The 20,350-nt window shown below is 69.9% G+C and carries 14 protein-coding genes and 4 pseudogenes; 13 read left to right on the top strand and 5 right to left on the bottom strand.

Going from position 1 to position 20,350, the window contains the following annotated elements; all coding sequences use genetic code 11:
* Positions 1 to 373 precede the first annotated feature (373 nt).
* A complete protein-coding gene (locus tag ACFQ9Z_RS34185; protein WP_383029150.1) occupies positions 374 to 955 on the bottom strand; it encodes a TetR/AcrR family transcriptional regulator in 582 nt (193 codons plus the stop codon).
* 113 nt (positions 956 to 1,068) lie between these two features.
* Here ACFQ9Z_RS34185 and ACFQ9Z_RS34180 point away from each other — a divergent pair, with 113 nt between their 5' ends.
* Positions 1,069 to 1,455, top strand: coding sequence for a DUF4267 domain-containing protein (locus tag ACFQ9Z_RS34180; protein WP_383029147.1), 387 nt, complete (start codon positions 1,069 to 1,071; stop codon positions 1,453 to 1,455).
* 12 nt (positions 1,456 to 1,467) lie between these two features.
* Here ACFQ9Z_RS34180 and ACFQ9Z_RS34175 read toward each other — a convergent pair whose 3' ends face one another.
* A complete protein-coding gene (locus ACFQ9Z_RS34175) occupies positions 1,468 to 1,671 on the bottom strand; it encodes a hypothetical protein (protein WP_383029386.1) in 204 nt (67 codons plus the stop codon).
* A 749-nt stretch (positions 1,672 to 2,420) separates the two neighbouring features.
* Between ACFQ9Z_RS34175 and ACFQ9Z_RS34170 the strand changes: the two genes are divergently transcribed.
* The 3 genes from ACFQ9Z_RS34170 to ACFQ9Z_RS34160 all read left to right on the top strand — a co-directional run bounded on the left by ACFQ9Z_RS34170 (position 2,421) and on the right by ACFQ9Z_RS34160 (position 5,996).
* On the top strand, positions 2,421 to 2,840 hold the full coding sequence (locus ACFQ9Z_RS34170; protein ID WP_383029144.1) for a PucR family transcriptional regulator: 420 nt from the start codon (positions 2,421 to 2,423) through the stop codon (positions 2,838 to 2,840).
* A gap of 336 nt (positions 2,841 to 3,176) precedes the next feature.
* Entirely contained in the window at positions 3,177 to 5,510 is a 2,334-nt protein-coding gene (locus ACFQ9Z_RS34165) for a molybdopterin cofactor-binding domain-containing protein (protein WP_383029139.1), read from the top strand.
* A gap of 9 nt (positions 5,511 to 5,519) precedes the next feature.
* Positions 5,520 to 5,996, top strand: coding sequence for a (2Fe-2S)-binding protein (locus tag ACFQ9Z_RS34160; protein WP_383029135.1), 477 nt, complete (start codon positions 5,520 to 5,522; stop codon positions 5,994 to 5,996).
* 674 nt (positions 5,997 to 6,670) lie between these two features.
* Here ACFQ9Z_RS34160 and ACFQ9Z_RS34155 read toward each other — a convergent pair.
* A pseudogene (locus ACFQ9Z_RS34155) lies at positions 6,671 to 6,826 on the bottom strand (transposase); the annotation flags it as partial.
* A gap of 3 nt (positions 6,827 to 6,829) precedes the next feature.
* Between ACFQ9Z_RS34155 and ACFQ9Z_RS34150 the strand changes: the two are divergent.
* A pseudogene (locus ACFQ9Z_RS34150) lies at positions 6,830 to 7,033 on the top strand (IS5/IS1182 family transposase); the annotation flags it as partial.
* Positions 7,034 to 7,275: 242 nt separating this feature from the next.
* Here the strand turns inward: ACFQ9Z_RS34150 and ACFQ9Z_RS34145 are convergent.
* Both ACFQ9Z_RS34145 and ACFQ9Z_RS34140 read right to left on the bottom strand, forming a co-directional pair.
* A complete protein-coding gene (locus ACFQ9Z_RS34145; protein WP_383029130.1) occupies positions 7,276 to 8,520 on the bottom strand; it encodes a low temperature requirement protein A in 1,245 nt (414 codons plus the stop codon).
* Between the two features lie 20 nt (positions 8,521 to 8,540).
* Positions 8,541 to 8,779, bottom strand: a pseudogene (locus ACFQ9Z_RS34140) (Ku protein); the annotation flags it as partial.
* Between the two features lie 1,057 nt (positions 8,780 to 9,836).
* Between ACFQ9Z_RS34140 and ACFQ9Z_RS34135 the strand changes: the two are divergent.
* From ACFQ9Z_RS34135 to ACFQ9Z_RS34100, 8 genes and pseudogenes are all read left to right on the top strand, one after another.
* The gene (locus ACFQ9Z_RS34135) at positions 9,837 to 11,153 is read left to right on the top strand and encodes an alpha/beta hydrolase family protein (protein WP_383029125.1); all 1,317 of its coding nucleotides are present in this window, start codon (positions 9,837 to 9,839) and stop codon (positions 11,151 to 11,153) included.
* A 300-nt stretch (positions 11,154 to 11,453) separates the two neighbouring features.
* A complete protein-coding gene (locus ACFQ9Z_RS34130; RefSeq protein ID WP_383029122.1) occupies positions 11,454 to 13,703 on the top strand; it encodes a HAMP domain-containing protein in 2,250 nt (749 codons plus the stop codon).
* 15 nt (positions 13,704 to 13,718) lie between these two features.
* Positions 13,719 to 15,182, top strand: coding sequence for a poly-gamma-glutamate synthase PgsB (gene pgsB / locus ACFQ9Z_RS34125; protein WP_383029119.1), 1,464 nt, complete (start codon positions 13,719 to 13,721; stop codon positions 15,180 to 15,182).
* A complete protein-coding gene (locus tag ACFQ9Z_RS34120) occupies positions 15,179 to 15,661 on the top strand; it encodes a poly-gamma-glutamate biosynthesis protein PgsC/CapC (RefSeq protein WP_383029114.1) in 483 nt (160 codons plus the stop codon). The genes pgsB and ACFQ9Z_RS34120 overlap by 4 nt, the downstream gene beginning before the upstream one ends.
* A 43-nt stretch (positions 15,662 to 15,704) precedes the next feature.
* Positions 15,705 to 16,790, top strand: coding sequence for an NlpC/P60 family protein (locus ACFQ9Z_RS34115; protein WP_383029109.1), 1,086 nt, complete (start codon positions 15,705 to 15,707; stop codon positions 16,788 to 16,790).
* 72 nt (positions 16,791 to 16,862) lie between these two features.
* Complete coding sequence (locus ACFQ9Z_RS34110) at positions 16,863 to 18,809, top strand: ArnT family glycosyltransferase (protein WP_383029104.1); 1,947 nt, start codon at positions 16,863 to 16,865, stop codon at positions 18,807 to 18,809.
* A 225-nt stretch (positions 18,810 to 19,034) separates the two neighbouring features.
* A pseudogene (locus ACFQ9Z_RS34105) lies at positions 19,035 to 19,244 on the top strand (transposase); the annotation flags it as partial.
* Between the two features lie 221 nt (positions 19,245 to 19,465).
* Positions 19,466 to 19,768, top strand: coding sequence for a hypothetical protein (locus ACFQ9Z_RS34100; RefSeq protein ID WP_383029100.1), 303 nt, complete (start codon positions 19,466 to 19,468; stop codon positions 19,766 to 19,768).
* Positions 19,769 to 20,350 lie beyond the last annotated feature (582 nt).

Raw genomic sequence — 20,350 nt, 5'->3', positions numbered from 1 at the left:
CCGGCATACTCGGCCGCACGCTGACCGATCGAGAGCGGACACGAGCGAGCGTGGTTCAGCGCAGAAGAGCCCGACGACGGCCCCGGCCGCAGGTCAGACGGTCTTCACTATGGAAACCCGCCGTCGACCAGCGCGAGGACCCCGCCTGCCCCGCACATCAGCCCTGTGACTTCACGTTGCACAGGTCTCAGTGCAACGCCCGCTACGGGAGCTGACCCCGGCCGTGCGAATACTGCGCCTGTTTCCCGGCGCTGCGCCTCGATGCCGTGCGCCCACGGGTGGGAGATCCGCTTGGTGCCGAGGACCAACACGAGCGAGCTGTGGAGGAGCACTGGCAGTCGATGCAGCGCAGGTGCGGTCCCTCGGCCAGGTGTCAGCCGCGCGGGAGGATGCCTTCGATGAGGAGGTCCAGCCGGGTCGCCGCGCCCTGTGCGGGTATGCGGTCGGTGGCCGACAGGGCGGAGATTCCGTGCAGGGCGGCCCACAGCAGTTCGGCGCGGGCCTCGCGTTCGGGGGCCGTTTCCGGGAGCGCCTCCGCAAAGGCGTCGAAGGCGGCACGCAGCGCCGTCGGTGTCGCCTCGCTGGCGAACTCCAACCGTGTGGGGAGAACGAACATCGCCTGGTAGAGCGCCGGACGTTCGTCGGCGAAGCGCAGGTAGGCCTGGCACACGGCTCGCAGGCGCCCGCTGGGCTCCTGCCCGTCGGTGGCGGTACGTGCAGTGCGCAGCAGTTCGGCCAGTTCGGTGAAGCCTTCCTGGGCGATGGCCGCGACGAGGGTGTCCTTGCCCTTGAAGTGGCTGTAGAGGACGGGCTGGCTGTATTCCACTCGCTCGGCGAGGCGGCGGGTGGTGAGCGCCTCCCAGCCCTCGGCCTCGACCAGCTCGCGGGCTGCCGTGAGGATCAGACGATGGCGTTGGGCGCGTTCGCGTTCGCGGCGGTCTCGGGTAACGGACACGCTTCAACCCTAGCACCGCTAGACATCCGATCGACGCTATGTCTAGCATTGCTAGCGAATCGAGCGGTGATCGGAACGGCCGGTGCCGCCGGACAAAGGGAGATGCTTTCGCCATGCCCACCGCTGCCACCACCACCGCCACGGTCCTCACCTGGGCGATCGCCGTCGGCATCATCCTCATCGGCACCCGCTTCCTGTGGGCCCCGCAGCGAGCCGCAGCAGACTTCGGGCTGCCCACCACCGGCCCCACTCCTGCTGTCCGCTCCTGGCTGTCCGTCAAAGGCGTCCGTGACGTCTGCTCCGGACTCTTCCTGCTGATCGTGCTGCTGGGCGGCGACACCCACCTTCGCGGCTGGATGATGTTGGCCGGCTCACTGATAGCCCTCGGTGACGCGTTCACCGTCAAGCGCGGCGGCGGGCCCGCCACGGCGTATTACGGCATTCACGGCGGCACCGCCGCAGTCATGGCGGCCGCCGGCATCACGCTGCTGCTGTCCTGACCACGACGACCGTCATCGCCGAAGAGCTCGGCACCGCCGGGAGCTCCGGACCCGCCGCGGCAAGTTCAGCCGGCGATGCCGGAGACCGTGGACACCATCAACATCCAAGTCGAGTCGGCCCACGACCGGATGGCGCACACGCTTGGGGCCGGACCGGTGCAGCCGCACGTCCTGAGATGCCCACCGCTGCCGAAATAGCTCACTGCACGTTGACAGTTCGCCGACTAACTAAGGCCTGTCCCGCAACGTCTTGCCGAAGACCCGACGAGTCGGTTGGGTGAGGGCTCTGCCATGATCGCTTGTCGACGAGAGGGGCTGTGTTGGCCATCGACGAGCGACCTGACCCGGTGCAGATCATCGCGAGAGTGGGGACGGGCTTCTCCGCGGAGCGCCCGGAGCGGGCGATCCAGGTGTGGATGCATCTCGCTGGGAAGGCCGGTTGGGATGTCAGCCCCGTCGACGACGCCGCCGTCGACCTGGACGCCGGTGAGTGCGGGTTCGTTGACGTCGAGGGCCTGCGATACCTGGTGCGCCGGGCTCGACGAGGGCAGCACCACGGGGTTGCTGCACCGAGCCTCGGACATCGGGAGGATCACCGACGAGTCCTCCAGCGCCGCCGTCCATGCCTACCGCACACAACTCGATGAGCAGGCACGCCGATACGCCGCCTCCCGCAGCGTCATGCTCACCACCTTGCTCGACGGGACCGGGGGGAACGGTGCCGGCGCCCAGGAGATCATGCGGATCCTGCGCCTCGACCGAGGTCCCTTCCTTGTGGTGTACGCGGAGGTCAGCGACGACTCAGAGCCGCTGCCGGCAGTCTCGGAGCAACTGCGTGCGATCGACGTGGAGTCAGAGTGGGTCCACCGGGCAGGCTGCCGGCTCGGTCTTCACGCCCTGGCGAACGCAAACTCGGCCGACGCGGCAATAGGCAGGGGGAGGACGTCGCGTGCTCCCGCGTCGGCATGCGCCGGCCCTTCACGTCCGCCACCGATACCTCGAACGCACGGCGTGAGGCCCAACTGGCCGCACTCTGCCTGCCGCTTGAAACCTCCGGCGTGCACGTCTACCGCAGTTCGCCGATCTCGCTGCTCGCGGCGGCCTCATCTGATCTCGCCGCGGACTTGCCACGTACGGTCTTTGGGCCGTTGCTCACCCTGCCTGCGGCGGAGCGAGACGTTCTCCTTGACACCTTGAAGACCTGGTTCGCCACCGGCGGCTCGACCACACGCGCCGCCGAGCATCTGTTCTGCCACCGCGACACTCTCCTGTATCGGCTCAATCGGATCACCGAACTGACCGAGCGACGAACCAGTTCGGCGGACTCCTCCGCAGAGCTCTACGTAGCCCTGCAGGCCGCACGTCTCGGCACCGTCGTTCTGTGAGGCCTTGGTAGGCGGGAAATTCGGCTGGCGGACTCTGACTGAGGTGGCTCGCCGATCAGCGTCGAGCGATCGCGACCTGTTGTGTCCCTACACAGTTCACTGGCCCGGTTCACCGGTGCTCGGCCACTAGACCACGACGTGCTGCGGACCTAGTCTCTGACCCGTCCGCATACGGAAACCCTCCTTCCGTTCGTCGATGAGGGCTGACACCTGCCTGCCCGCGCCTAGTCGCCCTTGCATCTCTCGTTGCCCAGGAACAGCCCACCATCTGTCCCGCCCGAGTGCGCCGGCGAACAGGGCAGCAGAGCGGACGACCGGATCAGAAAGGAAGGCCCGATGACCGACATCCCTGCCCAGGGGAGCCGCACCTCTGGTGGCGGTGAACGCGCGCCGATCGGACGCCGCACGTTCATGGGGTATGTGCTGGCCGGCGCCACCCTGGCTGTCGCCGCCGAACTCCCGCTGGGCGCGCCCGCTCACGCGGCGGTGCCCTCCGTGCCGCAGATCCCGGAGCTGTACGACCTGGGGGACATGCAGACCGACGCCGCGCGGCCGACGTCCGCACTGATCAAGATCGTGCTGCACGAGGACGGCACGGCGTCGTTCGAGCTGCCGCGCATGGAGGTCGGACAGGGCATCACCACCTCCACGGCGATGATCATCGCGGAGGAGCTCGACCTGCCCGTCGACAAGGTACGGGTGACGCTCGCACCGGCGCGTCCGGAGTTGCTGCTCAACCAGCTGACGGGCGGGTCGAACACCACGGTGTCGATGTTCACCCCGGTGCGGGTGGCCGCGGCGATCGCCCGCAAGGCGCTACTCGAAGCCGCGGCGATCGAACTCGGCTCGGTCGTGGGCCTGTTGAAGTCCAAGGCCGGGGTGATCTCGGCGCCGGACGGATCGTCGGTGTCGTACGGGGAGCTGGCGGTCAGAGCCGCGAGCAGCACGGTCAAGATGGTCGAGGCCGAGCTCAAGCCGGCCTCGGAGTTCTCGGTGATCGGCAAACCGCACGGTCGTGACGACGCACGGCTCGCGGTCACCGGGCAGAAGAAGTACGCGATGGATCTGCAGGTGCCGGACGCGCTGCCGACCATGGTGTGCCGGCCTCCGACGCTGAACGGGTCGCCGAAGTCGGTGCGCAACAAGGCGGAGGTGCTCGCGCTGCCGGGGGTCACGGACGTGGCCGTGGTCGACACCGGGGTCGCGGTGCGCGCGAAAACGTTCGGGCAGTGCATCGACGCGGTGCGGGCGCTCCAAGTGGAGTGGGCGGCCGGTTCGGTGGAGGGTGAGTCCGACGAGACGATCCTGGCGCGGCTGCGGAAGGCCGAACTGCCGCTGGCGGTCCCGGACATCCCGCTGCTCGCCAAGACGGTGGAGGCGGACTTCACATTCATGTTCCGCAGCAGCGCGGCGCTGGAGCCGAACTGCGCGATCGCCGACGTCCGCACCGACCGGGCGACGGTGTGGGCGGGCCTGAAGTCACCGATCGTGGCGCAGGGCGACATCGCCAAGGCCGTCGGACTGCCGCAGACCGCAGTAACGGTCAACGTCATAACGGGTGGCGGCTCGTTCGGGCACAAACTCTTCGGCGACGCCGCGATCGAGGCCGCGAAGATCTCCAAAGCCATGGGCAAGCCGGTCAAGCTGATGTGGCACCGCGCGGACGAGCCCCGGCAGGGCCGCGTGCACCCCATGGCCACGTCCCGGATCCGGGCCACGTATCTGGCCGGACAGGTGCTTACCTTCGAGCAGCGGCACACGAGTGTGGTGACCGACTTCAGTCACGGGCTCGGCGAGATGATCACGGCGACGGCGGACCGGCTGCCCACCGGGCTAGGCGGGCTGGGGTTCTCGGAGACGATCTTCACGCTCACCCAGGAGCTGCCGTACAACTTCGGTGTCGTCACTCAACTGCTCAGCGAGACCGACTCCCGGTTCAACACCGGGAGCATGCGCAACATCTACTCCCCCGACGTGGCGTGCGCGAACGAGTTGGTCGTCGACCAGCTCGCGAAGAAGATGGGCAAGGACCCGCTCGAGTTCCGGCTCGCGTTCCTGAAGAACGCGCGAGTCAAGGCGGCGCTGAAGAAGGTCGCCGAGGTGGGTGACTGGGGCCGGTCGATGCCCGCGGGGACGGCGCAGGGCATCGCGATCCACAGCGAGTACAAGGGCGCGACCGCGGTGCTCGTCGAGATCGACTGCCGCCCTCAGACGGTGAACCGGAAGGTGCCGAACGGTGTGACCGGGCCGCGCGTCACCAAGGCAGTCATCGCCGTCGACGCCGGACTCGTGATCAACCCGAAGGGGCTCGAGGCCCAGATGATGGGCGGCGTCTCGGACGGCATCGCGCTCGCTCTGACCAGCAGCCTGCACCTGCGCAACGGGCATTTCCTCGAGGCCAGCTGGGACAACTACTTCTACACCCGGCAGTGGAACGTCCCCACCGACTTCCAGTGCGTCGTGATGCCCTCCGACTCGCAGCAGCCTGGCGGCGCCGGCGAGGCGGGCGTGGCCGCGTCCGTGGCGGCGGTCGCGTGTGCCTACGCGCGGGCGATCGGCACGGTCCCGACGCGTTTCCCGGTCAACCACGGCACGGTCGACTTCGAGGTCAAGCCGTTCGTCCCGCCGGTCCCCCAGTCGCCGTCCGACGGTCTGAGCCACACCTTCTGAGGAGCCCACGTGAGCACCCACACCTTCATCCTCAACGGCAAGCCCGTCACCGTCGACGTCGACGACAGCGTCCGGCTGCTGTGGGTTCTGCGGGACGTACTCGGCGTGACCGGCCCGAAGTACGGCTGCGGCATCAACGTCTGCAAGGCCTGCACGTCCCACGTCAACGGCAAGGCGTTCAACCCCTGCTCCGTCGAGGTCAAGGACATCGGCCCGGACGACGAGATCACCACGATCGAGGGCCTCGCCGACACCGTCGACGCCGACCTGCACCCCATGCAGGAGGCCTGGCTCGAGTACGACGTGGCACAGTGCGGCTACTGCCAGCCCGGACAGATCATGGCCGCCGTCGCCAAGGTCAGACAGGCCAGGGCGGCCGGCCACGAGATCACCGACACGGACCTCGACGAGATCCGCAACATCTGCCGCTGCGGCACCTACAACCGCATCCGGGAAGCGATCAAGGCGGGCGCGGAACGTATGTGAAGGCGCGCGTCTGCACGTCTCAGGAGCCATCGGCCTGACATGTGGAGGGCCCCTGGACGTCTTTGTTCAGCCCTTCCTGCCGGCTGAGCGCCGGGAAATCATAGGGTCCCTGGCCTTGGCAGGTGCCACGGACCCGGTGACCGTGGCCCGGGTCGTCCGCGGGCCTGCCGAGCAAGTTGGCCAGGTCGTGTGCGTACGGGCGGACGGAACCAGCCGTCAGCAACTTCGCAGATCCGGTCCTGGATGCAATGGCGGGGGGCTCCTGATCGGTGGTCGGCGGCACGCGCCGCGCGCTGGTTTCGCGGTAGTCGCACAGCCCCTGATCGCGCTGTCGGCACTCGGTGACGGTCACGCAGACGTGGGCGTCGAGGTCGGGCCAGTGGTCGGCGCCCGTGCGCAGGGCGTTGCCGCGGCCGCAGGACGGGCAGCGTCCGGGCTCGGCGCGGCTGCGTTTCGCGGCGCGCTGAGGTCCGCTGTCGCGGCGGGTCTGACCCCTCACGGCTGCTCAGCACGGGTGGGGTGCCGCGTCCGGCGTGCGGCTGGTGCATGGGGTGGAGTCTCCGTTCGGGCCGTGGACAGGCGGCGTGAGAGAGCGGGTTGTGCGGCCACCGCTCCCTCGGGCCGGTGCCCCCGCCGTGGCGTGGCGGCGAGCAAGGCGCGCAGCCCTGCTCGCCGGGCGCTGGCGAGGCGGGCGGCACTCGGGAACGAGCTGCCGTCGCCGACGGCGGCCAGAAGGACGCGGCGGTCCTGACGCCGGTGCCGGGCATCGAGGTCAGGACCTTCGAAAGAAGGTGGGCCTCCAGCAGGGTCTCGATCTGGGCAGTGCCGGCCTTGGCCGGCCCCGCTGCCGGCCCGACCAGGTCGTGGCCGACAAGGCCTACAGCTCCCGCGGCCTCCGCGGCTACCTCCGCCGACGGGGCATCCCGCACACCATCCCCGAGAAGACCGATCAGCAGCGGCACCGCCACAACCGAGGGCGTCATGTCGGCCGGCCTCCGGCCTTCGACCGGCAGATCTACCGTCGGCGCAACATCGTCGCCTCCTACGAGGCAGCGGTCAGTCTCGCGTCATTCCTGCTCTGGGCAAGATCCGTTTGAAGACGGACCCTAGCGGTCGCCGGCACCGTGATCCGTCCCCTCGACCCGCCCCTGCAGATCCCCGTCGAGCTCGTCTGGCGGGAGCACCGCCCCCGGGCTGGAGCGCGTCATCGCCAGGCTGGCGGCACCCGGGGTAGGCACCCGAGGGTAGGACGAGTGGGAACGTCGAAGGCGCTCAAGGGTCAGGAGCTGCCGACCGGCCCGATCGCCGGGTGACGCCAGAGCTCCCAACTCGTCTGGAGCAGGCAGATGAGTGTAAGCCCGGAGAGGGCAGCCAATGCCGGCGCCACCCCAGCGACCGGGATCACCGCGGCAGCCCCAAGTGCGGCAAGGAGGCGATCGACGGCCAGCTGGTGGTGATCGCGCCACCGGTAGGCGACGTCGCCGACGAAGAACAGCGCGACGCCACCGGCCAGGGCCACGGCGGGCAACAGCGGGAGCGGTTCGTGTGCACCCGCGACGGCCTCGTGCACCCCGAGCGCGAAGAAGACCACCCCGGCCACCAGCGGCAGGTGCAGGTAGCTGTAGGAATCGCGCGCCAGCCGGACCCGCTCCCCATTCCGGGTACCGCGCAGCCGCCGCTCGGCCCCGCCGTGGAGGTAACCGAAGTAGGACCACCACAGGCCGGCCGCGATCAGCACCGCGAACAGGACGGCGGTCACCACGCTCAGCCGTCCCAGAGCGTCTTCGGCGCCGGCGCCCACCCCGACGATCGCCTCACCCAGCGCGATGATGATGATCTGCCCATGCCGCTCCACGAAGTAACCGGGCGCCACACCCCAGCCGGCCGTACCGATCACAACCGGTCCCGAGAAGCCGATCACCGCGGCCGCGATCCACAGCAGCTCCCGCCCCGGTGTGTCGACGAACGCGGCGGCCACCAGCAGGGCCGGCCCGCCGAGTAGGGAAGGGACCAGCCGCAGCGCGGGCGCACCCACGTCGGCCTCGCCCCGCACGTCGAGAGCCAGCAGCGCGACGTGGATCAGTCGGACCGCTAGGAACGCGAGTCCGAACACCAGCGCCCGCCCGCCGAATGCCTGGGGCAATGCGACCGCGGCAACCAGCATCGCCGCCATCGCCAGGAAGATCAGCAGCCGGTGCGCGGGCCCGGCGTAGTCGGAGGTGTTGGTCAGCCAGGCGTAGCAGACCCACGCCCACCACACCGCGGCGAGCGCCAGGAGCCCGCGCCCGAAGCCCGCCCAGGAGATGTCCGCCAACATCAGGATCGTCACCTGGGACATCGCGTAGACGAAGACCAGGTCGAAGAACAGCTCCAGCGTCCCGACCGACCGGTCCGCCGTGTCTTCGGCTGCGTACTCACCAGCACCGCCGCCACCATCTCCGCGCGAATCTTGCTCCACAGCCACCTCGCCACCCTCGATGTTGCGTACATCAACCCACATCGTGTGCGTCAGAGCGACGACCACGTTCCATAGCGGGAACCCGATTCGTCCTCGGTCACTTCCACCGGCGGCGGCAGCTCGGTGGGGTCACGGATCTCGTCCGGCCAGTACATGAGGTGCAGCACGAGGGCGTCGTCGTGGACGCGGAGCAGGCCCAGCCGCTCGCGGCCGTGCCAGGCCCATTTGACGATGGCCACCCGTGAGGACCGCCCGAGAGCCTGGCGCAGCAGTTTGCAGGGCTGGCCGCGACCTGGCCGTCAGGGGTGAGGTAGTGCCGCTCCCCGCACCTCACCACGAAGGAAGAAGGACACCCGGGTCGGCGACTGGGCCACAGCCAACAATGTCGAGCTCGCCTACATGCCGACCAACGGCTCCTGAGGACATGGTGCTCGACCTGGTCGACGGCGCCTTCTCATGCCGTCCGCGGACGGCAGCGTCTTCGCATTGTCGTCAGCGTAGACGGCTCTGACGCCGTACTGAATAATCTCGCCGTCTCGCACGGCACTGCCTGGCAGCGAACGGGGGTTGGCAGCACGGTAGCCGAGCCGGGCCCGGCTTTGTGGATGATCCGTAACGACCTACCTGGTTGCGTGTTCAACCGTGTGGTCGGGGTACGGGTGTGCCAGCCCCACCCTTCCGCTCCCCCCGTGCGGTGAGGGTGGGGCGTTCACTTTGTGGCCGGTGCGCTGTCCGAGCAGGCGCCTAGGCTCGAAGCATCGAGCAGTCCTGTCTCGCTGGCCGCGATCGCACCGGTCATGAACTCTGCGCTTGGCTCGGCTGGCCCGGGTGTCCGGCTCGGGGCGGCCTTTGCGAGTGCGCGTGCCTTCTGGCGAAGAACGCCCACCTGCGGGATCGGCTGTTGCGCTTCCTCGGAACGGCCGGCGTCCGACGGCGGCGACGCACTCGAAGTCGCTCAGTGCATTGAAGCGCCTCGGCGCCCTGAACGTGTTCCCGTGGGGATGGCGGGCACCGCATCGTGGCCTCGTATGGGCAGACCTGCGTCACCCAGGGCACCGGATGGGTACCGCCCGCTACGGCATGTATCGCCGTGGAACGGCTGCTCCGGTGCGCCCTTGACCACCGTGTCGGCATTCGGCCGCCGGCCGGGCCAGGCCCTGGAGAACAGCCGGGGCGCGACCGGCGCCGTGAAGCGTCGACAGGTCACCGGGCCGTGGCAGCGCTCAGCATCCGGTACGTGAATTCGCTACGGCGGCATCCCGGGCGGGCGAGTCCGCCCGCTGCCGCGGCGGTACGGTGTGCGGCAGTCGATCGCGCGTTCCGCGATCGCTGACCAACAAGGGGGTTTCATGACACACCGCCGCCCGCGCCACCGTCGCAGAGTGATCGCCAGAGCGGTCGGCTCGACAGGTGCGCTGGCCGTCGCGCTGGCTACGGGGATGACGCCGGCGATGGCCGCCGGGAAGACGTCCGACAAGCCTTCGGCCACCGGGTTCTCGGCCGACCAGCCCGACCCGAAGACGCCCTGGGCGCCTGAGAACGACGAACTGCCGCTGCGCCACGAGCCCGTACATCCTGAGGCACTCACGTCCGCCCGCACCGCAGGGTCCGGTCTGCAGCTCAAGATGCCCGCACCGACCGGGAAATACAGCGTGGGCATGGTCGGTCTGCACCTCGTCGACAAGTCCCGTACGGATCCGTACGTGCCCGGCGACAAGCACCGCGAGTTGATGGTGTCGCTCTGGTACCCGGCCACCGCCACGTCCGGGCACTATCAGGCGCCGTGGATGCCGTCGATCTCCGGCGCCCACTTCCTCGCCTCGCGCGGGCTGTCGCCGCAGCAGGTGACCCTGCCGAAAACCGCGGGCCACGTCCTCGCCCCGGTGAAGACCTCGCTCGGCAAGCTGCCGGTCCTGCTGTACTCGACCGGCCTGCACTCGGATCGCGCGATGGGCACCGCGCTCGCCCAGGATCTCGCCAGCCGCGGCTACCTCGTCGTCACCGTCGACCACACCCACGACGCCAACGAGGTGCAGTTCCCCGGCAATCGACTCGAGGTCAACCAGATGCCGTCGGGCGCCCACTCCTCCGACACGCTCAAGGTGCGCGCGGCCGACATCAAGTTCGTCATCAACGCGCTCGGCAAGATCAGCAGTGGCGGCAACCCGGACGCCGGCCACGCGACGCTCCCCTCCGGGCTGTCCACGTCGGTGGACACCTCGCGTATCGGGATGTTCGGCTGGTCGCTGGGCGGCGCGGCGGTCGACACCGCGATGCAGCTCGACAAGCGGATCGATGCCGGTGCCAACCTGGACGGCCAGTTCTTCGGGACGGCTCCGAGCAAGGACCTCGACCGCCCCTTCATGCTCTTCAGCTCCGGCTACCACAACCGCAACAACGACAAGTCGTGGCGCACGCTGTGGTCGCATCTGAAGGGATACCGGGTCGACATCAAGCTCAAGGGCTCGGCGCACCTGTCATTCAGCGACAACGAGTGGTTGGTGCCGCAGTGGGCGCGCCTGCTCGGGATCTCCCAGGATCAGATCCAGAAGCAGTACGGCACGATCGCCCCGGACCGGGCGGTCCAGATCCAGTGCGTCTACCTCGCCGCCTTCTTCGACCAGGAGCTGCGTCACAAGCACAGCACTCTGCTCGACGGGCCCGTCAACACGTACCCGGAGATCTCTTTCGTCCGCTGACCGGACAGTTGACCGGCCAACTGACCGGGCATCCGAAGGGCCGGGCCTGTTCGCGGGTCCGCCCTTCGGGGCGTGAGGGGCCCGCATGTGTCGCCGCCGCACACAAGTCCCTTGTTTCGTAGGCCACATGGGGCGAATGTGTGATGGTTATGCGATCGCAGGGAGCTAGAGTGTTCGCAAGGTCGAACATGTGGGCGCCAGGCGCCAGTTGAGGAAGGAACCGCTGCTCTGCCCTCTGCATCCCGGGCGCCACGCCGACACCGCACCCGCCGCCGCGCCGATATGCCGATGCTTGGCGGGGTGCGCCCGCCGTTAGCCTCACTTGTCGTACTCCTGCTGGTGGTCGCCGCCCTGACCGTGATCGGCCTCGACGGCATCCACACCGGGGGCATCCCGCAGGCCGCGTTGGACGGGGAGCAGCGGATCGCCGCGGACACCGCGCTGTCGATGCGGACCGCGATCCAAGCCGAGGCGAGCACGGTACGCCGTACGGCCCACGCGTACCCGGCGACGAGCACATCGACCCCCACGACCGCGCTCAAAGCGCTGACCTCCGCCAGGAAGGCGGCCCTCGGCCGCGCGCTGCTCGACGCGCGCACCGGCAAACTGCTCGCGACCGGCGGCAAGACCGTACCGCTGTCCGGGGTGGACGCCAGGACGGCGTCCGGGCACGGGGAGATCCCGCCCCGGCTGGTGACGTCGGGCGGCACGCGACAACTGCTGTACTTCGCCAGGGTCACGCTGCCCGCGCAGCAGGACGACCCCGACCAGGACCAGTACCAGGCCCCGAGCCGGACCGAGCGGCAGTGGCTGCTGGTGGTCTCCGAAGCGCTCCCCGCCCTCACGGCGTACGGCGACGGACGCACCGCCGAAGTGCTGGACGCGAGCGGCTCGGTGCTCACCACCGCGGTCCACGGCAAGGCGGCGCCGGCCGTCGCCCACAGTGGTCTGCCCGCGGCGGCGGCCCGCGCGGCGCATGGGTCGGGGAGTGACACCGACGCCTCGGGAAGCCTTCTGGGCCCCACCACGGGCAGCCGGCGCCCCGTGGCCGGCTGGGCCCAGGTCGCCTCGGCGACCGGTCCCGGCGAAACCGACGACCTCGGTCTGGTGGTGCTCACCTCCCGCGCGGTGCCCGCCACGACCACCGCCGCCGACTACTCGCGCTTCGCGCTCGAGGCAGCCGGGGCGCTGGCCGTGGTCGCGCTGCTGCTCGGGCTGGTGCTGTACTTATCCGTGCAGCGGCCACTGCTGCGGCTGTATCTGTCCGCTGGCCGCCTGGCCCGGGGCGCGAACGGAAGCGAGCCGACCGCGCGGGCGGAGCTGTCCCGGCCGGTTCCGGTGCATGGCTTCGGAGAACTGGCCCGGATCGGGCGGGCACTTGACGCCCTGCGCCGGCAACTGCTCGGCGAGAGCGGCCCGCAGGAGTTACCCGCCCGGCGCGGACCGGGCTACCGGGCGCTGGCCGTGGTCGGCGTGGTGGTGGTGGCCTGCTGGTCGGTGCCGATGGTCTTCCTGCTGAACCGGGCGGACATCGCGACCGCGGTTCCGGCTCCGGTCCTCGCCGACCAGCAGGCGCGCACCGAGATCGCGACGCAGCGGATCCAGCAGTCCCTCGACCAGTCGTACACCGACCTGAGCGCCGCGGCAGCGAGTCTGCCGGGCAAGAGCCGGGCCGCCCAGACCGACGTTCTGCGGCAGTCCCTCGCCGACCACAAGCAGTACCGCTCGCTGTATCTCCTGGACCGCTCGGGCGACATCACGCTGAGGGTGGGCGGCACACCGCTGCGCACCCTCGTCCACGTACCCGGCGGCGCTGGGATCACCAACGTCAACACCTCGGGCCGGATCCCGGTGATCGCCGCCTACGCGCAGGTCCGGGCCGGTAAAGGCAAGGCCCAGGCGGCCGGGGTGGTCCTGTTCGGCGAGATCGACGTGAAGGTGCTCAACTCCATTCTGCCCAGGCCGAAGCTGGGCAGCGTCTGGGTGACGGACCGCGACGACAAGGTGCTGGCGGCAAGCGTGGGCTACCGCGCCTTCCAGTCGCTGCCCGACTCCGGCCTGACCCGTCTCGTCCGCGCCACCCAGGGCGCCCCGGGGACCACGGGCACCGCGACCTCGGCGGTGCACGACATGTCCTCCGGTCCATCGGTCGACGCCGCCGCCCCGCTGGCGCAGAGCGGCCCGACGGCCCGTCTCGGCTGGCACGTGGTGACCGCGGAACCCGCGGCAGGGCTCCAGATCCCGGCGGTGCAGGCCGAGCAGCGCACCATGCTCGCCGGCATCCTGGGCCTCGCCGTGGGCGCGGCCTGCCTGGGCTGGCTGCATGTCGTGGTGGTCCGGCCGCTGCGCGCGGTCGCCGTGCTCGCCGAGCGGCTCGCCGGCGGAGACCGCCGCACCGTGCTGCATCCGGTCAACCACGACGAGATCGGCTCGGTCACCCGCAGGCTGGAGCTGGTGCGCCAGGCCCTGACGGAACGCGACCGTGCAGCCAGATCCGGCCATGCCGCCGGGCCCTCGCGGTCCCTGCGTGAGAACACTCTCCACCGGTAGAAGGACGGAATCGGCGTGCTCTTCCTCTATGTCATCGTCCTGTTATGCTGCGCCGGGCTGTGGATCGGCGGAATCCTGGAGCAGCGGCGGCACTTCGCCTCGCTGGAGCAGATACCTACGCGGGTGCTGGTCAACGGCATCCGCGGCAAGAGTTCGATCACCCGGCTGTGCGCGGGCGCGCTGCGCGGCGGTGGCCTGGTCACGGTGGCCAAGACCACCGGCACCGCGGCCCGGTTCATCCATCCGGATGCCACCGAGGAGCCGATCTACCGCAAGTTCAACATCTCCAACATCGTCGAGCAGATCGGCATCGTGCGGCGGGCGGCGACCTACCGGCCGGACGCGCTGGTGATCGAGTGCATGGCGGTGATGCCCGCGCTGCAGGAGATCAATCAGGAGAAGCTGATCCGTTCCACGATCGGCGTGCTGTGCAACGTCCGCGAGGACCATCTGGAGGAGATGGGGCCGACGCTGGACGACGTCGCCCGCTCGCTCTCCCGCTCGATGCCGGTGGGCGGGGTGTGCGTGACGGCGGAGAAGGACCGGCTGCACATCCTCCAGGAGGAGGCCGACAAGCGGAACTGCCGCCTGATCGCGGTCGATCCGGAGGCGGTGACCGACGCCGAGCTGCGCGGCTTCAGCTGGTTCACCTTCAAGGAGAACGTGGCGATCGCGCTCGCCGTCGCCGAACTGCTCAGCGTGGAGCGGCAGACCGCGATGCAGGGCATGTGGGACGCGCCGCCCGACCCGGGCGTGCTGTCCGTGGAGCGCTATGTCACCCCCGAGGGAAAGCGACTGCGGTTCGCCAACGTCTTCGCGGCCAACGATCCCGAGTCGACGCTGATGAACGTCAGGCAGCTGGAGGATCTGGGCGCGATCAGACGGCCGATCGGCGTGGTCATCAACTGCCGCCCGGACCGGGTGGAGCGCAACGGCCAGATGGGCACCATCGTCCCCGACCTCGCCGCCGAGACGGTGTTCCTGATCGGCCACCCGACCAAGAGCGCCGACGACGCGATTCCGGCCGGGTTCACCGGGCGGGTGGTGGATCTCGGCGGCGACCGCCGGGACCCCGAGGAGCTGACGGCGGCGATCCTCGCGGAACTCGGCCCGGACTCCTCGCTGGTGGCGATCGGCAACATCCACGGCCAGGGCGAGCTGTTCCTGGAGTCCCTGGCCCAGCTGCCGCTGGACGACTCCGAGGACCCGCTCGACCTCGTTCCCGACGGCGACGGCCTGGACCAGGAGACCATGCAGTTCGCCATACCCCGGGCTCGGATCTCAGTGGCCCGGCCGCCCGAGCCGGAGCCGTACAGCTGGGTGGCACCGCTGGATTCACCGACGTACGCCTTCCGTGTCCCGGAGCAGCGCGAGCTCGCCCGCCGAGCCGCCGCCCGCCAGGGCCGGCCAGATGACCGGAGCACCGCTGACGACCGGCAACACTCCTACGATCCGACCCAGTCCACGAGGAACCCGTGATCCCCGCCGACCTCACCGCACAGACCGCCGCGCTCGGGATCGCCCTCGGGCTGGTCCTCTCGCTCGTCTGCTATCTGACCACCAACCTCTCCCCCGGAGGGATGATCACCCCGGGCTGGATCGCCCTCACGCTCGTCACCGACGTGCGGATGGCGGGGCTGATGGTCGCCGTGGCGGCGGGAACGTACTTCATGACGAAGCTGGTGCAGCGCACGGTGATCCTCTACGGCAAGCGGCTGTTCGCCGCCGTCGTGCTGTGCGCGGTGCTGATGCAGACCACCGTGATGCTCGCCCTCAGCCACGAGTTCCCGCTGCTGTACACGTCACAGACCCTTGGCTTCATCGTCCCCGGCCTGGTCTCCTACCAGATGGCCCGCCAGCCGCTGGCGGCCACGGTCATCTCGACCACGGCGGTGACCCTGGCCACGTACGTGGTGCTGGTCGCCGGTCTGTTGATCGGGGCACTGCCCACCGGCTGACCTGTTCACACCCTCTCACCTCACAGTTCCAGGAGGATCGGCCATGCACTCCGCACATGACGGCAGACGAAGCCGCCCGACTCGACGCGCCGTGTTCCGGACGCTCGCGGGCGTGGCGGCCGCCGGGGTGGCGGGCGGGTACGCCTGGGACCGCCTCGGGCACGGAAGCGACGACGGTAGCGGTACAGCCGCCGACGGCACGGGCTCCGGCCCGAGCTCCCGGTCCACCGGGCCCCGCACCTTCGAGCGGCTGTCCGCCCCGGATCGCACCGTGGTCCGGGCCGGCGACGGCGGCACGCTCGCCACTTTCACCGACGGCGCCCGTACGGCCGTACTCGCCGGGCCCAGCCGCACCTTCAGCGAGCCGCGGACCACCGAGGCCAAGGTGACCACGGACGCCTGGGTGCGGGTGCTGCCGCACGCGTGGCAGCGGGGCATGGAGAAGTCCGCCTGGTTCAAGGGCTGGTTCGAGAAATCCCTCGGCGACAGCAGCCCGGACGTCTTCGCAGTGGCGTTCCAGTACAGCAGCGCCGGGGCGCCCGACAAGCACAACGCCAAGGGCGTGCGCTACGCGGGCACCGCGCACTTCGGCCCGCGCAACTCCGCGGTCAAGAACCCGCTCGACTTCGCCTACTACGACGAGCAGTCCGACTTCTACGACTATCTGGGCATCGACTGGACCTTCCCCGACGGCACCCGCGTGCAGCCGGAGCAGGCCCGCTACGGCGATGTCGACTGCTCCGGCTTCCAGCGTCTGGTGTGGGGCTACCGCATGGGCATCCCCATGCGCAACACCAACACCAAGGGCGCCGGTCTGCCGCGCCGCGCCTACGCCATCGCCGCCTACGGTCCCGGCCGCACGGTGATCCCCCACACCGGCAAGAAACAGGCCACCGATCTGGACGCCCTGCAACCCGGCGATCTGGTCTTCTTCGCCATCATCAAGGACCGGCCGGACTTCATCGACCACGTGGGCATGTACATGGGCCTCGACGACCAGGGTCGGCACCGCTTCTATTCCAGCCGCTCCGCCGCCAACGGTCCGACCCTGGGCGACCTGTCGGGCCACGCGCTGCTGGACGGCACCGACTTCTACGCCCGCGGCTTCCGGGCGGCCCGCCGCCTGTGACTGAAGCCGCGTGTGATGTCGCCGCCTGTGCACCGCCGCCTCACCTGACCTGCTGATCCGAGGACCACTGCCATGACCGCCATCCCCGCCGCCCAGCCCACCGGAGCACAGCAGGGCCGCCGGGCGGCGAACCGCCGCTCCGACCGGCCGGAGGACGCCCCGCGCTGGGAGCGTCCGGCGCTCGCCGCGGTACTGGCGGTCGCCACGGTGCTGTACTCCTGGGGCATCGGGCAGGCCGCGCTCCACCCCTTCTACGGTGCGGCGATACGCTCGATGGCGGGCAGCTGGCGTGCGTTCTTCTTCGGCGGGCTCGACGCCGCCGGCTCGGTCAGCATCGACAAGCTGCCCGGCGCCTTCTGGCCCGACGCCGTCTCCGTCTGGCTCTTCGGCCCGCACACCTGGGCGGCCGCGCTTCCGCAGGTCGTCGAGGGCGTGCTCACCGTATGGCTGCTGCACCGGATGGTACGGGCCTGGGCCGGTCCGTTCGCCGCGCTGATCGCCGCACTGGCGCTCGCCCTCACCCCGGTCACCGTGGCGCTCAACCGTGCCACCATCCCGGACACCGCGCTCACTCTGCTCCTGGTGGCGGCCGCCGGAGCACTGCAGAAGGCGGTGGGCACCGAGCGGCTGCTGCCGCTGATCACCTGCGGGATCTGGGTCGGGCTCGCCTTCCAGGCGAAGATGCTGCAGGCGTGGCTGGTGCTGCCGGTCTTCGCCGCCGTCTACCAACTCGTCGCGCCCGGCAGGCCGTTGCACCGGGCTGTGCGCGTCCTGGTGGGCGGGGCGGTCGCACTGGCGGTCTCCTGCTCCTGGATGTTCATCGCCTGGGCGACACCGGCCGCCGACCGCCCGTACCTCGACGGAACGTCCGACAACAATCCGTTCGCCCTGGTCTTCGGTTACAACGGCCTCAGCCGCTTCAGCAGCGATCCCACCGCGTTCGGCGCCGTCGCGGGCACCGCCGCCAGCCGCACCACCGGCAACACCGGTTGGGACATGCTGATCAACGACACGGTCGGCCCGCAGGTCGCCTGGTTGCTGCCGCTCGCCGTGCTCGCCGCGATCCTGGGTGTCGGCCGGCGCGCCGGCCGACCGCGAACCGACCTGCCGCGCGCGGGATTTCTGCTGTGGGGTGGCTGGCTGGCCGTGCACGCGCTGGTGTTCAGCGTCTCCAACGGCAACCACGCCTACTACACGGCCGTCATCGCCCCGGCGCTCGCCGCGCTGGCCGGCGGCGGCCTCGCGCTCTTCCGCTCGGAGTACGAGGCGACGTACAAGCCGGAGCCGGCGGCGGAGCACGAGGCGCAACCCGAGGCGGCCCGCCGGCGACACCTTGCGCTGCCGGCGGCGATCGGGCTGACGGCGGCGTGGGCGCTGGTGCTCGACTGGCCGACCCGATTCGTCTCCTGGCTGCTGCCGGTCGCTGTGATGCTCGCGCTGTGCGGCGTGGTGGGCCTGTGCAGCCGGGGGCCGCGCACCTCCCCGCGGAAGATCCACGCCACCCTCGCCGCCGGGATCGCGGCCACCCTGGTCGTACCGGCCGGGTGGGCCGTCTCCACCCTCAACCCGCTCTATGCGGGCGCCGCCACCTCGCCGATGGCCGGTCCGGTCGGCAAGTCGTACTACGAGCACCCCCGTCACGCTCCGCGGAGGAGAGGACTCGACCGGCCCAGCGCCCGTGACACCGCCCTGCTCGGCTACCTCACCACGCACCGCCACGGCGAGAAGTACCTGCTGGCCACCCAGGCCGCCTACACCGCCGAGCCCCTGCTGCGCGCGAAGTCCGAGCCCATCCTCGTCATGGGCGGCTTCACCGGCAGCACCCCCTTCCCGACCGCCCAGCAGCTCGGCAGCCTCGTCACCGCCCACCAGCTGCGCTATGCGCTGCTCACCACCCAGCGCCCCACCACTCCCGCCACCACCTGGGTGAAGTCCCACTGCACCCGCATCCGACCCACCGCCTACGGCGTCCGCGCCGACGGCAGCTTCACCCTCTACGACTGCGCCCCCCAGAGGTGAGGCGACGCCCGCCCCAGTTCAGAGACCCCGCCCTTTCTCCTGTCCTCGGTGATCACCTGGGCTGACGGGCCATCACAACTGCACACCGCCCGCCGCAAACGCCTGGCGGGAACCAGCGGCGCTTTCGTGTCAGCCGTACAAGCAGGTGACCCACCAAGCACCGGTCGGCCAAGCAAGTCGCCAAGCGCCCTCGCCTCTCAAGTCCTGCACCACGGAAGCACCAAACCACGTCGACTCACCCCTGCCCGCGTCCGCCGGGGGTTTCGCAACGTCCGCGCGGCCGCAGCCCGTCCGGCAGCCGCACCGAAACCGTCCCGCCCGGGCCCAGGGCGGCCACTCGGCTCGAAGAACAAGCAGCACGCCAAGCGCCACGGCGTCGGCAAGACCGTCAAGCGCGCCGAGTCGATCACGGAACACCAAGCCCACCCAGGTTAAACGTCAAGCTGAGGCGATTTCACCCTGGTGGACGAGGTGGTCCTCCCCTCCGCGTGCGGGCGTGACGCCGACACGCCTGGCGCCGGTTCCTATACTCGCCGCAGAACATCACAAAAGGTGTCTTTGGCCTTGATTTCCTCTCAAAGTGATATTTGACCTGTAAATATCGATGTGTCCGACCAGGCAGGTGCATCAGACTCCTGCCGTGAAAGGAGCACGGAATGCGGGTTTCCCGTTTTGCCGCCGCGCTGGGCGTCGCAGCCGCCGTCCTAGTGGGCGGTGCCACTGGCGCCAGCGCCGCAACCTTTGCCCCCTCGGCGGCATCTCATGCCACGCACGGCCGCTGGGGCCACGACCGTGACGACCGCTGGGGCCACGGCCGCTGGGGCCACGACCGTGACGACCGCTGGGGCCACGGCCGCTGGGGCCACGACCGTGACGGCCGCTGGGGCCACGACCGTGACGACCGCTGGGGCCACGACCGTGACGACCGCTGGGGCCACGGCCGCTACGGTCACCGCTGACCGCCCTTGGGGTGCCCTTCCGCTGTTGGCAGGGGGCACCCCTTCATTGCCAGGCGGCCTCATGCTCCTCACCCCACCACCTCCCCAGCTCCCATCCCGTCGGCCATCTAACTGCCTGTTCTCTATCCGCTCGCGCGGTCGGACGGGTTCGAACGGGAGCCTGGTTCGGGTGAGTTGTCGGGAGTGAGTGCATGAAGGAAGGGCCTCTTGGTAGCTCGCGGATGTCGAGTCCAGCGAGGAGCAAGAGGCCCTGTTGTCGAAGTGTCGCGTGGTCGTGGTCGCCGAGTCCAGTTCGTCCACTCGTGGGTGTGACTGCCTCGCCCACAGGTTCCGGAGCGCGGGCGACCGGCCGCAGCGCCGGCCCCGATACGGCTCGGACATGAGCGATGCCGAGTGGGTCGTGGTGAGGGACCTGCTGCCGGATCCGGGCTGGCTTTCGGGCCGGGGCGGGCGGCCGGAAGGCTACTGCCACCGGCAGATGATCGACCAATGCCACGAAGTTAAGGCTCAGTTGAGGGTGTCAAGGCCCCGGGAAGAGGGAGCTTGTACGTACTCGGTGCCGTACGGATGAGTCGGCCGTTG

Origin of the sequence: Streptomyces sp. NPDC056580 (assembly GCF_042793175.1) — a bacterium.
Classification (GTDB): Bacteria; Actinomycetota; Actinomycetes; order Streptomycetales; family Streptomycetaceae; genus Streptomyces.
The sequence above is the reverse complement of the archived record's forward strand: the minus strand, read 5'-3'. Positions and strand labels throughout refer to the sequence as shown.